Here is a 13,732-nt window from a genome sequence, read left to right as displayed (position 1 = left end):
TTTCATAGAGCCTAATTTAATAATGTTTTTAATTATCAGGTAAAGGATCACAACCATCAGGATCATCATTTGATTGATTTGGTAATACAGTATCAATTTTGGTACGCCATTTTTTACTATACTTTCTGGAACCATCATTTTCTTCAATATAATATTCAAAAACAAGTGTTCCCGCTCCTTGAGTAAATGAAGGGCCAGCTCGGTTAACATCACAATATAGAATGCCAATTGTACAGTGGCCTGTTGATTTCCCCGGATCAGGTATAAGTGGCAATTGGATCGGATAACTATTATGAGTATTTCTGGATGTCTGTGTTTCTACTCGAACAGTTAGACTTCCTTTACTGCCGAGTTGAGGTAGTGTCTTATTGTCTTTTTCACTGGTCCCCATTATCACGACATACAGCCCTACAACACCTTTAGCACTTTGGCCATGTTTTCTTTTATGGCTTATTGTGTCCAAATTAACACCATCAAATTCAAGAATTTCATATGGATCACTATATATATCTGTTTCACTATATACATCAATAGGAGGTGTGGCACGGCTAGAGTATACTTTGACCTTATCGTAAATTCTGACTTTAGGTGAATCGTTTTGCTCACCAATATACGTGAACATTTCTGTCATAGAATAGCTGTATTCTTTATTTTTTGGAGCGATTAAATAATAGAGCTTCATAGGTTTGTTAAGTGGTATTTGATCATATGTAAAGGAAAAAGGATTTTCTTCTAAATTGAATATACCATTAAGATTATATATAGGTTTAAGTTGAATGGGGTTATCATTAGGATTAAATCCTTGAATGAAAAATATCAGAGAATCTGTATCCTGATATCCTGGATAAGGAGTAACATACACTTTAACTCCTTCAGTTTCTGGTATTTTTTCGATTTTCCCATCTTTTATTCCGAGTATTGTGGGAGCATTTGGACCAAATATTGAATTGTTTATTGCATTGAATATATATATAGATGCTGCATAATTAACAGAAGTTACATTCAATATTTGGGTATCAAAGTCGATTCTAACAGAGGTATCTCGTATTGGATAAATGCGAAATTTTATATCGCCATTAATATCGCTGTTGATAGTAAAAAAATCAAAGTCATTCTGGCGATGTGTAATAATTTTTTGGGATAGTTGTCCATCTTCTGGTTCTGTGCCTATATTTACAAGCGCTTTGTCTTCATCATGTGAGAATATCTTACCTGGCTGTTCGGATGATATAATAATTTGTGTATTCCTTAGTGGATTATTATTATGATCTAATAATTTACCGGAATATTTAATATATGAATTTCCGATACCAACAGGGTTATCTTCTGTTGGTGGTTCAATATATTCATTTTGAGTGCTTAATGAAATAAAGCTTGTTGGTTGAACTTTCTTTGCCGTATATTTAATTTCCAATGGTTTTATTTCATTAATATAACTATTGCTTGACGTTGCATTAATTATATATCTAATTGATGATCCTTCGGGTAAGTTATTATTTATATGTAATAGAATTATGGTACTACCAGAACTTTTATCTTCTGATATTTTCCAGAAAGGTTTGTTTTCTACAGTAACATACCTTTTATCGGCTTCTATTGAAATATTGTCAATGTGGGAAATTAAATTTGGATCAGCAGTAAGTGATACAGTTAAATAACAAATTTGCCCAATAACAACATCAGCTCCGTCAGGTATAGACACACAAAGTTCACCAAATTTACATGGGCTGTCTGTTATTCTTATATTATTTATTGTACTCATAGTCTACCTCTGTTTTTAATATGTTCGATATCGACATATCTATATGAATAAATAATGTAGATATCTTTATTAAATTAATCTTCTTAAGCAGTGTTCATTGAGATAACTGATTTTTTAATTTTTCTTTGGTTTCGGACAACCATCGTCATTTAGATCAAAACCAGTATTTGCTGTACCTATTGTAGCTTTCCATTCTTTACTGTTTCTTGTGATTCCTGCATCTTCTATCGAATAAACAAACGATAGTTTTGCCTGAATACCATTCTCCCATCCCTGAGCTCTGGTTAAATCACAATATGGAATTTTTATAATGTGATAGTAATTAACATTATCAGTCAATTGAATGGGTGGATAAGATTTATTTTCTTGTCTTGTAGCCGAATCTATATTAATCGTTAAAGTACAAGTAGAATTGAGCGGAGGGAGTCCCTTCACTTCCTCTTCATCAGTTTTTGCTATTTTTATAACGACATACATGCCAGTAGGATCGGTATTTGTTATGTTAGGGGTTCCTTTTATATATTGATTTATCGTATCTAGCGTGACTAGACGATTATCATACATACGATCATTTTCATTTTTGAGGTCAAACGGTGTTGGTGAATAACTCGAGTATACCTCAACTGGTGTATAAATCCCGTAATCACCATTATTGTTATCACCTTCAGATACTTCACCAACATACATAAATTCTGATGACATGGAATAGAGAGATTCCTTACTGACGGGAGCAATCAGATAATAAAGCTTCATAAGCTTATTAAGTGGCAGTTGATCATATGTAAAAACGAAAGGATTTGTTTCTAGACTGGCTACGTTATCAAGTTTATATATAGGTTTGAGTTGAATTGGTTTATCATTTTCTTCATACCCTTGCATAAAAAATATCAAACTATCTGTCTTCTGATATCCGGCATATGGAGTAATCCCAACATTCATTCCCTTGGAGCCAGTTATCTTAGGAACTTCTCCCGTTGTTGATGCATCGTATATATTTGGTGATGATGGGCCGAATGGATCATCACTTTGATTTGTATTATTAAATATATATGCAGATGCAGCATAACTAATAGATGTCACTCCTAATATTCCTGTTTTGAAATCGATTCTGGCAGATATATTTTTTTTTGGATATAAACGAAATTTTATGTAACCATTTTCATCGCTGTTAACAATGAAATAATCTATCCCATGATCCCTATTAGTTGTAATCGGCTTAGAATTACCACTATCTGGCTCTGTTCCTATATTAACAAGAATCTTATCTGGATTATCAGAGTATATTTGATCTGATAATGAAGATGCGACTATAACTTGGGTTTTTTTAAGTGGTTTTTTTTGATTGTCAACGACTTTACCAGAATATATAATACTTTTCTTTCCTGTTCCTACTGGGTTATCCTCTGTTGGGGGTTGAATATATTCATTATCAGTTTTTAATTCAATAATGGTGTCAGGATTAATTTTCTTCACATTATATGTGATCTTTTTAGGTGTGTAATTAGATACAGGTTTAGTAATTTCATTGTCAGCCCAGAGCTTAATAATATAATTGATTTCCTTATGCTGTTGTTCGTCCAGGTTATTTTCAACAGTTAAAAGAATTGTTATATCTCCAACATTAATTGAATGATTCCATGGTTCCTCTATCTTCCATTTAACGAATTTAGCTATATTTTTATCAAATTCTATCGTCATATCTTTAATATTTCTTATCTTTTCTGGTTGTCCTGATACAAGTATTGTTATATAACAGGATTGTCCAACAAGAATATCAGATTGATTAGGTATTGTTGCAGTAACGGTATAATCCCCTTGAGAGGGATTTTTTGTAATTAAATTTTCTTCAATCTTCATTTTAATGCCTCGCTAATTAAATTTATTATTTTGAGAAAATGTTTTGATATGAAAATGAAATACACTGAAATTATTTTATTTGAGTGTATTTTTTATGCTTGTAAATAACAATCGTAGGTAGATTAGATGATCGATTCAGATTTGGATAATGAAAAATAGTTATCACCTAATAACCATATCTATTTGAGTGATATTTAGATTGAAAGTTTTTTTATTATGAAACTTATTTCATTATTCAACATTAGTAATAAGTAGATGGAGTTGTATTTTTGTAGGGTAAAAAGCTGATTGAGCTAACAGACAGCCAAACGCATATTACGGCTGTCTGAATTTACAATATATTGAATCCTGTACTTTTAAGTTAATGAGCAAAATAACTCGTAACACAAAGTACATAACCCTTGAGATTACCTACCTCTTCGTTTTTTTGAGTATTATAGATAAAATTTCCTCTATCTGCGTTTCTCAGATATCTTCCAAGGATGTTTGGAGTCACTGGGGGGGGTGGTGTAACTGCATCAAGTATTCCCCAAGAGTAGCTATCTGGGAATTCACTTTGTAAGGAATAACTATCAATTCTGCCAATACCTATATCAAGCTCATTAATATTGCGCAAATACGGTAGATCCGGACTTCTGCATGTAATTTTTTCCTCCTCACTATCTTGTTTCATAACTCCTGGATGAATAACACTGGGCAGGATGATCTTTTTAACCCAAAAAGAATAGTTATAAGTATATTTAGCCTTATTGGTTCTTTTAATCGTTATAGATGTGTCCTTCTTAGTCTGAAGCACACTGCCCAGAGTTATCTCTCCTGTAGTCATATCGATATCCCAAAAGTCATTAATTCCACCCCCAAAACCTTTTGTAGAAATAATTCCCCCTCCTTCATCCATAATCTTTTTCTTTATCGATAAGTCGTACAATTGAGCGTACATATTTCCAAATACATTACTGGGCCTGAGTTGATCTTCAAATATTTTGCTTTTCTTGATTGTCCTATTATCAGCTTCTTTAACATAGACAACAACCCCTGTGGTTATAGGCGCAGGAATTTCAAAAGCAACCGGAATAGCCGACTTACTATCACCTGGCACGGTTAATTCTACTGTCAAACCATCAATTATCTGGCCACTCTCAATATCACCAATACCAACCTGGCTGGTTAATGTACCCGTCATTTTTCCATCCCTGACTGTATTATCACTCTCAACTTTCCATTCCGGTTCACCTTTATAGGTTCTGGCTTCAAAATTAGTTTTCCATTCTGCACTTATTTTATGTTCACCTTGTAATGGTTTATTTGAGCCTTTCTTATAAATTGTTGCTTGATATGTAAATTTATCTTTGCCGTTGCCTGTTAAGATATCACTGGGCTTAAGTTGTTCTGTGCACTTATTATCTATCATTAGACAAAATTCTTTTATTTCAAAAGATTCCGATTTGAAAGATACAGGTGTCTCTGCATTTGCGCATTGTTCTGCTTCTTCCGCTTCTTTTGTGCATTTAGCATCTTCTCTTACAGGATGATCTATAAAAAGTGTGACAAGAACATTCTCTACGCCTTTATTACTGGTCAATGTTGCTGTTAATGTCCCTTGCTTCGGTTTTGTATGTCCTTGCAGAGTAAGTCCGTGTTTGTTGTTTGCAGGGTTTATAGGATTATCATTTATACTCAATGCCCATCTTACATTGGGGATTTTTTCATCATCTTCTACCTGCTTACCATTACGATCTATGATAGTTGCCGTATAGATAAATTTACTTTGATCATTAGCAGGTAAAGTCTTTTTTGCAGCAGTTTCTTTTTCTGATGTCTTTTCTCCTTCTGTTCTAACTTTTCCCTCTGATTCTGTTGAAGTGGTTTTATCTTCGGAAGCGTTTCCTCCATCAGTATCTGCCTTAACAGTCAAGATATGCCCTTTAATCCTGTAACCCTTGGGTTCTTCAGGAATTGCTACAAGAAACTGAGCAATTGGGATCTTTCGATGATCAAGCACAATATTGTTATTTCTTTCGGCTAAATCGTAACGTTCCCCCGCTAATGTACGCATAGTCGCTACATTAGCTGACGATAGTTGCGTGCCCAAAGGAACTCCCAGCCTATAATTTAGATTCGCCAAAAATTGCGTTTCAGAGCGACCACCTTCACCTTGTCTATAATCCACACCTATTGTTATCAACGGGATTGGGGTATAAGTCACTCCTAGCTTAACCAGACTGGGGTTTTTCTGTTTGGTATACCGATTGAATAAGGTTACGTTTTCGCCGAAATATTGTTCATAAGTCAGTTTGCCCCCTAAATTAGGGTAGGCTGGCAGAAAGAACTCTCCGTTGATGTCATAACCATTGGCGGGGCGTTCATGGTGTTCTTCAAAATTCCGTGAAATCTGCCAGTCGCTTAAGCGACGATAAGTGTTGGCAGAAAATTTGATATAGTCACCCCAAATTTCTCCTCCAAATCCTATTCGCTTGTTTTTACCTGTGAGGTCATGGTCATAAAATGTATTCAGGCCATACATCCAGTTTTGATAAAAATAGCGTCCTCCCAAACCAAGGTTAACTGTATTCCGGCTGTCTTTATTGCGATAACCTAATTGGGAAAAGAGGAGCCAATCCGTTTTATTATCGTAAAGGGGGAATAACAGATCTAATGAGTTATTTTCTAATTTACCTCTTCTATCAAGACCAAAGTTAATTTTTGCTGTGCCAAATTGAGATAACCATTTTTGGGCTTCGGAGGCAATAGTACTGTTAAATTTACCTAAAGCATAAGATTTAGCTTGTTCAACTAGCTCAGAAGAGGATGATGACAGTATATTACCTACTGTCTGGATATTTTTTGTAATAAAACTAGGTAATTCAGTTTCTGAAATGTTATCTGCTTTCTGTATATCATTTTTTTTATTTGATTCGTTAACACGAATAGCTAAGTTATCTTTTCTCTCCTTTTCTTGGGGAAGAGAATTTTCAATTGTTAGATTTTCATCAGCAAAGGCGTTTATTATCGCAGATGGTATCAATAATGTATAAAGCACAGAGAGAAGAATAATGAATTTACCAATATATGATATCATATATAAGCACCTTAGAGATTTTGATATTAGAAGTGTTTTAACTGTATTTTTATCCATTAAATAATTTAATAAATTCATATTCGATATTAGTTAAGTATTTTAATTTTGACAAGAAATTTGCCAAAAAGACGAATCCAATTTGTTACGGCACTCAAATCGATGGTTTCTATTTTCATGGATTACACCCTGACTTAATGGTCAAAAAAAGTTCCATTGTGGTACTATTAATAAAAAATATATTGTTAGCTATGGTTATCAGAAGATAGTTTTCAGTTAAAAATGCAAAAAAACCTCGTTTAATCCAACGAGGTTTGTTAGAAGTCAAAAAACTTCTATTTCACAGAATTTTGTTTTATAGAATTTGTCGGAATACACGAGAAAAACTATATTTCCTTCCGGGATACATACTACCGACTGCGTAATCAATCAATACCAGATACCCTCGATTTTCTTCTATCCAATCAGTAGGTAGCGGTACTGCCATTTGGCTTTGATCATCAACCTGTTTATAACGGGTCTGTAGCGTTGTTCTACCTACTGCACGGATTTCTACTGTTTGATCAAAAGACATATCAGAATACTTTATCATAACGTGAATAGTGCCATCACCACGGTAGAAAAGGGTGGGTGCTGGTAAATTAATATTCTGTCTTTCAATAACAATATATAAAGTTCCAGAGTATACGGCAGAGTCACTGACTAATTTTTCCACTTTAAACAGCACTTGTGCTGTATGACCAATTGTGTCAATAAATTCCATGCGAGGAATATAGAACGTCATCGGCATGACTTCATTTACTGTCTGAGTTGGCGTTAGGTATGTATTATTACGACCTTTCCATATTACATTGACAATCTGTCCGGGAGCCATACCATCATAAACTGGCACATCTATTCTCAATTGATCTAACCTATAATAATCATCTTTTGTTAGTGATGTGCCATTATTACCTGTAGCATCTGGAGTACTTGGAGTATATTCAGGCAAACTGGATGCATCCAAAGATGCAAGAGTTATATTAACTATTGGTGACTTACGTACATTTTCATTACTGGTTATTTCGTAATACCCTTGAAAGGCGCCATAAACAGAAATTTCATCTACAAGAAATAGTAACGTGTATGAAGGAACATCCGATACGTCAGGCGTTATATAATAGGGTATTGATTTTAAGACAGTTCCATCTTCATTATTTGAGCAATTACCATTTAAACAAAGATAGCCAGTTATTTGATCACCAACTTCGTCACCAGTGTATTTATCCACCTTCATGATTATGTATTCATTTTTTGTTGCCCTAATATCATGCACATTAATAGTGCCCGTTCCATCTGCTTGTGGGAAATTGGGTGGTGAGAGCGTCATATCGTCTAAACTATTCATTGAATACCTCTTGTTTTTGTTATGTAAATATTAGTTTGGTTGTTGTACTTTCTACTTATTTAATGTGAAATTTTATTGGTTTTTTATATGTTAATTTTCTATATAGCCTCTTGGGATTTTTATTTAAAATTTATCTTTCATGAAGATATAATTTTTTTTAATTAGATGCTCTTAATTTCAACTTGTTAATTCTAAGGATTAATAGCCTGATCTTCTGGATTATAACTAAAGCTAGTATCTTGATTGTTATCAGAAGGGAGTGTCATCTGTATTATTGGTATGATTACCCCTGTAACCTGATAAAAATCTCTTTGATCATGTTGTGCGCTATTTAACCCTTCAGCACGATAAAAGAAGGCTTCGATAGGTAATTTATCCGGGATATTTTGGGGCCAGGTAGCCAAAATTAGTTCGTTATTTAATGGTAACTGAATCAGTGAGCGAACTTTAATTCCTTGCATAAATGCATCTGCACTCCCTGCTCCTGTGACATCAAAACCACATTGGGCGAAGCGACTAGAATGAACAACATTTCTATAATGATTGACCCACTGTTCTGCTGTGGTAATTCCCTGTTGTTGACAAGGCATGCTGTTTGGATTTCCTGAATCAGGGCCACATCCTTTGTCACTTCTGTTTACCGTACCTCCATCAATGGGAAAATAACAAAGAATTTCGGGACGAACTTTATCAGCAGGATTTTCAATGTAAGGAGAAAAAATAAAGCCATTTTTGTAATCATAAGCGAGTTCAATATCCTTAACATCATGTCTCAAATAGGAGAATGATACACCGCCGCTTTCCTGGGAATGTGGGCTTGGATTCCATGAGTGATATTTATCCGAAGCAACGGTTCCTCTCAGCAAAACACCTGAACATAAAAATGCAGGAAGACCGTCATCTCCACAATATTTTTGATTATCAAAGTACCTTTGAGTTATTTTGTTGGCAACATCGTAACCATTATAATTTGGATCAGCATTAACAATAGGAATGAAAAAGCTGAGTAGAAATATTTTGGTAAGTAAAATTATTTTTTTCATATTATTGTTGTCCTATGTATAATTTTACAGAGTTAATAAGGTGGTTAATGATAATTTTGAGCTTCAAAGTATCATATAATTTATGACTTAGATAATAATAATAAGTGGCTACTATAAATTGTTTTAGTTTAACTGCATTCAAGTAGTTATATGATTATAATTGATTAGTATTATTATGATCTTATGTCTCCTGATTTTGTATGTGGTTCTTGGGTTTGATTTTATCTTTGATTGTCTCCTCCTTAATGAAATTTTAATTAGGGTGATTGTGGTTTGTATAAGGTGTGTTTTTTATTTGATTATTTCAAATCACTTTTTTTTATCAGCTAATAACTTATTTTTATTGGCTCAAAATATTTCTTTATCGAAAGAAATATTTTGAACTATAAACCATGATTAATGTTTTGGGTTTATGTAAGATGAATTTAATTCACTTTTCTAATTTGATTTTTATAAAATGATGATTTTATACAAGAAGAAAAAGGACGTGATGATAATAAGGTATAATAAATACATGCAACAATTTTTTGAAAATTAATTATTGAAAAAGGAAATAACAAATTCTTGATTAAAGAACTTCAAAAGTTATCATTACTCATTTCTCACCCAAAAAGAAACGCAGTGAGTAATAGATTAATAATAAAACACAAAGAACCATTAGAAAAATAGATGGTTTTTTGTGTTTGTTTTTTTAAACATAGGACAGGGTTATAGTTCATCAGAAAATGAATTTAAAGTAATATCTAGCTGATTTTTACCTGCAATGATAACCTGAATTTGTAAATGATTTTCTGAAGTATGAATAGTGTTGATAGTAACTTCTTCATTTCCTGAGTATTTTTTAACAACATCCAGTAGCTCGTGTTCAAGCTGTTCAAATTTAGTGTTGATCGTCATTTATTTTGTTAAATATCGTAAAGTTGATTTAATTTTACTCAAATGAATAGAATTCAATGGATTAATAAACAGAGTATTTGAGTCTTTAAAGATGCAATAAGTTAACTATTGCATGAATTAAGTGATATTGATTTGAACAAACTAAGTTAGCAAACTGATTTTACAGTAATCATTTAAGAGAAATTCGACAAATAATATGTATCATTTATTTGCCTGATCAGGCAGGATACCAGATTAGTGTGATACAACAAGTGATAGGTATTATTTTGAACAATAAATTTCGCCTTTGGGCAAATTATCTTTTATTTTTGGTATTCATTGCATCTTCTAGCGCATGGAGTGTGCCGGCCAATTTTGAACAGGCTAAAATAGAATCACGAAAATATGTTTATGATGGGCAAGAAAAATCAGGCATTGGTACTTTGTATTGTGGCTGTAGTTGGCAATGGGTAGGTAAAAGTGGTGGCCGTGTCGACTTGGCCTCTTGTCATTATCAAGTCAGAGCACAACAAACCCGTGCTGAGCGTATCGAGTGGGAACATATTGTACCAGCGTGGGTATTTGGCCATCAGAGACAATGTTGGCAGAATGGTGGAAGAAAAAATTGCGTTGAGAATGATCCGGTATTTCGCACGATAGAATCGGATATGCATAATCTGGCACCTTCTATTGGTGAAGTTAATGGGGATCGCAGTAATTTGAGTTATGGAATGGCTTCCAAAAATTTGCCCAATATGTACGGTGCTTGTAGCAGTAAAGTGGATTTCAAATTACGCCTTTTTGAACCGCGTGACAAAGTGAAAGGGATGGTCGCCAGAGTCTATTTTTATATGCATGATCGCTATCACTTGACGATGTCACGTCAGCAACAGCAATTAATGATGGCATGGGATCGTCAATATCCGGTAGAAGCCTGGGAGCGGGAACGGGATAATCGAATCGCCCGTATTATGGGGCACCATAACCCATTTGTTACAGGAAGTAAAAAATGGCAATTAGGGCAAAAAGTTTCAGATCAAAGGCTGAGTAGGCAAAATAATAATCAAAATTTAAATTCAGACCAATCAGTTACTGAGCCGGTTTCAGTTAAAAAATCAACGACGAAAGTCACTCAAAGTGAAATAATTAAAGGCAATAAAAACAGCCAGATTTATCATTTTGCACATTGCTCAGGATATAAGACAGTCGCTGATAAAAATGCTGTTTATTTTCGTTCGGAATTTGAAGCTCAGAAAGCCGGGTATTATTTGGCAGGTAATTGTAAAAAATAACTAAAATATTCTGGTTTGTTATTTTATGGCTTTCATTAGTTTATTATTTCATCAAGGAAAAGTTGAAAAATGTTTCAGTAAAATTTAAATTGCTACCTTGTCATGAATAAAAAATTGTCATTATACTGACATCATAGTCCGCTAGATTTGCTCTGGTTGTTACAAAAGAGCGGGCAATGCGAGGAATGCTGATGACAGACACTGAAACAATGACAATTCAGTTAGAAAGTGAACCGGTGATTGAGACCGAACTACCAATAAAAAGGTGGTCGTTTTAGCACCGGTTTTTTTTATGGGCCTTAATGAGCTGAAAAGGGAGCTCCCATCTATTCTATATAACGCAGTTATTCTATCAGTGATAGAGCCATCGGTGATAGAACACTACAAGTGTGAAGCCAATGATAAGGTGTGTGACTATGAGTAGACAGAAAGCAGTGATGAAATCTCGTCGTGAAGTCAGGAGAATGTTAAAAAAGGATATGCGTCAATCTCGTTATCACAACGATAATAATGTTACCTCATTAGTCCAAATTGGCGGTGTTGAAGCCATTGGGATGGCGCGCGAAAACAGGGATATCTCTGAAATTCGTCCACGCAATGAAGTGCAATATCGCTATATACGAGCTATCAATAATAAGCAATTGATTATTGCTAATGGTGAAGCAGGTTGCGGTAAAACTTTTATCAGTACGGTGATGGCGGCTGATGCACTTATCAATAAAGAGGTTGATAAAATCATTGTGACACGTCCGGTATTGCAGGCAGAAGAAGATTTGGGTTATCTGCCGGGTGATATGGCAGAAAAGTTTGCACCTTATTTCCGTCCGGTTTATGAGGTTTTATTAAAACGTATGGGAACATCGTTTTTACAGTATTGTCTGCGTCCTGAAATAGGAAAGGTCGAAATAGTGCCTTTTGCTTATATGCGAGGCAGGACATTTGAGAATGCGTTTGTGATCCTTGATGAAGCACAAAATGTAACTATCAATCAAATGAAAATGTTTTTAACCCGCTTAGGGGAAAATATTACCGTAATTGTTAATGGTGATATTAGTCAGTGTGATTTACCAGACAATATCACATCAGGATTGTTGGATGCATTAGAAAGGTTCTCCGATGATGAAGCGATCAGTGTAATTCATTTTTCTCAGGCAGACTGTGTACGCTCCAGATTATGCCAAAAAGCGTTGTTGGCTTATAACACTGAGGTTGAGTACTGAGGTTTAGTATTGCGGTTTAGTATTGAAACAAAAATTACTCAGAAGAGAGTTTTTAAGTAGGGCAATTTCAAAGAGCAAAGCGGCTTCATTCGTTATTGATACTTGTTGTAATATATTCTGTTCAAGAGTGAAGCCGTTAATAATTATATTATAAATGATCGCCCCAGTTCTGTTGCTATATATTATTTTAAGCTTTTATTTTCACCCGGTTATTTACGATAAAGTATCCTCCGAATACCGTATATTTTCCTCGGTCAGCTTTGTTAGGATCTCTTATAATTTTTCTCTGATTATCTGTTTTTCTCACCCTTTCTTTACCAAGTTTATGTGCCCACATCTGAGTTCGGTACTGATCGAAAACCAACCGATACCAATGGTAATCCCAATTGTATGAATTATCTGGCATAGTATAGAGAGCAATAACATAATTGGGATGATATTGTGCATCTGTAAACTCATCAAGTTTAACTAACCCATCAGCTATAGCCCCATCTATAACAGCTTGAAGATAACGTTTTGTATAAGGAAATATGATTGGTTTACCACCGTAACTGCCGGGTTGAGGATAATCGTTACTTGCATAATTACATGCGTAAGCATAACAATTATTCAGAGCAATGCGCGTGGGATCATTCCAGAAACTTTGGTTATACCTGGCCGCGTCTACATCATAAACTCGTCCAGTTAATGGGTTGGTAAATTTTACTGACATATGCCAACTTGGTTCGTGTATTTGATTAAATTCAGTCTCTTTGTATTCCTGTTCATCTTGCTCTTCATCTTGTTGTTCAGCGTTTAGGGAAGTATCAAAGTTATCTGGCTGGAGATCTTGTATTTCCTGTTTTACATGTTTTTTGAGTGGATCATCTTGAGTAAATTTCTCAAGTAAAACTAAGCCAAGCTCTTTACTGTCTTGTAGATTTTCCGCCATACCATCACAGACATGAAATGAATTAATAAGGCCATATTGAAGTGCTGACCCTTGTGCAGAATCTTCAATTTCGACAAAAAAACCAGAAAATCCGAGCTTTCTTTCACTTATGCCAAAGTTTATTCCCTTTTTCTTATCTCGCATGAAATCTAATAACGGTTTGATATCATTTCCGTCAAAAAACCATTGATAATTTTCCCGTCCTGAAAATGTAAGTAATGTTATTTTGATCATATCAAACTCCGTCTATAAACTTAGTATAAATATTATTTTCCCAAAAAGCACAAT

Annotated in this window: 9 protein-coding genes; 2 read left to right on the top strand and 7 right to left on the bottom strand. The window is 34.3% G+C overall.

The genetic code is table 11. The features are described from left to right. Window positions 1-28: 28 nt before the first annotated feature. From AAC852_RS06140 to AAC852_RS06115, 6 genes are all read right to left on the bottom strand, one after another. Window positions 29-1,762: a hypothetical protein gene (locus tag AAC852_RS06140; RefSeq protein WP_340620273.1), complete on the bottom strand. Its 1,734-nt coding sequence runs from the start codon at window positions 1,760-1,762 to the stop codon at window positions 29-31. A 114-nt stretch (window positions 1,763-1,876) separates the two neighbouring features. Then, the gene (locus AAC852_RS06135) at window positions 1,877-3,619 is read right to left on the bottom strand and encodes a hypothetical protein (RefSeq protein WP_340620272.1); all 1,743 of its coding nucleotides are present in this window, start codon (window positions 3,617-3,619) and stop codon (window positions 1,877-1,879) included. 361 nt (window positions 3,620-3,980) lie between these two features. Continuing rightward, entirely contained in the window at window positions 3,981-6,698 is a 2,718-nt protein-coding gene (locus AAC852_RS06130) for an inverse autotransporter beta domain-containing protein (RefSeq protein ID WP_340620271.1), read from the bottom strand. A 352-nt stretch (window positions 6,699-7,050) separates the two neighbouring features. Beyond that, window positions 7,051-8,082: a hypothetical protein gene (locus AAC852_RS06125; RefSeq protein ID WP_340620270.1), complete on the bottom strand. Its 1,032-nt coding sequence runs from the start codon at window positions 8,080-8,082 to the stop codon at window positions 7,051-7,053. Between the two features lie 191 nt (window positions 8,083-8,273). After that, on the bottom strand, window positions 8,274-9,125 hold the full coding sequence (locus tag AAC852_RS06120; RefSeq protein WP_340620269.1) for an N-acyl homoserine lactonase: 852 nt from the start codon (window positions 9,123-9,125) through the stop codon (window positions 8,274-8,276). A 708-nt stretch (window positions 9,126-9,833) separates the two neighbouring features. Next, window positions 9,834-10,022, bottom strand: a complete 189-nt coding sequence (locus AAC852_RS06115) for a hypothetical protein (RefSeq protein ID WP_340620268.1) — start codon at window positions 10,020-10,022, stop codon at window positions 9,834-9,836. Between the two features lie 308 nt (window positions 10,023-10,330). On the opposite strand from AAC852_RS06115, the gene AAC852_RS06110 reads away from it, so the two are divergent. Beyond that, window positions 10,331-11,293 carry an endonuclease gene (locus AAC852_RS06110; RefSeq protein ID WP_422824263.1) on the top strand — a complete coding sequence of 321 codons (963 nt, stop codon included), beginning with the start codon at window positions 10,331-10,333 and terminating at the stop codon, window positions 11,291-11,293. Window positions 11,294-11,709: 416 nt separating this feature from the next. Next, a complete protein-coding gene (gene phoH / locus AAC852_RS06105; RefSeq protein ID WP_340620266.1) occupies window positions 11,710-12,513 on the top strand; it encodes a phosphate starvation-inducible protein PhoH in 804 nt (267 codons plus the stop codon). A gap of 187 nt (window positions 12,514-12,700) precedes the next feature. Here phoH and AAC852_RS06100 read toward each other — a convergent pair whose 3' ends face one another. Continuing rightward, entirely contained in the window at window positions 12,701-13,678 is a 978-nt protein-coding gene (locus AAC852_RS06100) for a hypothetical protein (protein ID WP_340620265.1), read from the bottom strand. Window positions 13,679-13,732: the final 54 nt, after the last annotated feature.

This window comes from Xenorhabdus siamensis (assembly GCF_037996745.1).
Lineage (GTDB): Bacteria > Pseudomonadota > Gammaproteobacteria > Enterobacterales > Enterobacteriaceae > Xenorhabdus > Xenorhabdus indica.
The sequence above is the reverse complement of the archived record's forward strand: the minus strand, read 5'-3'. Positions and strand labels throughout refer to the sequence as shown.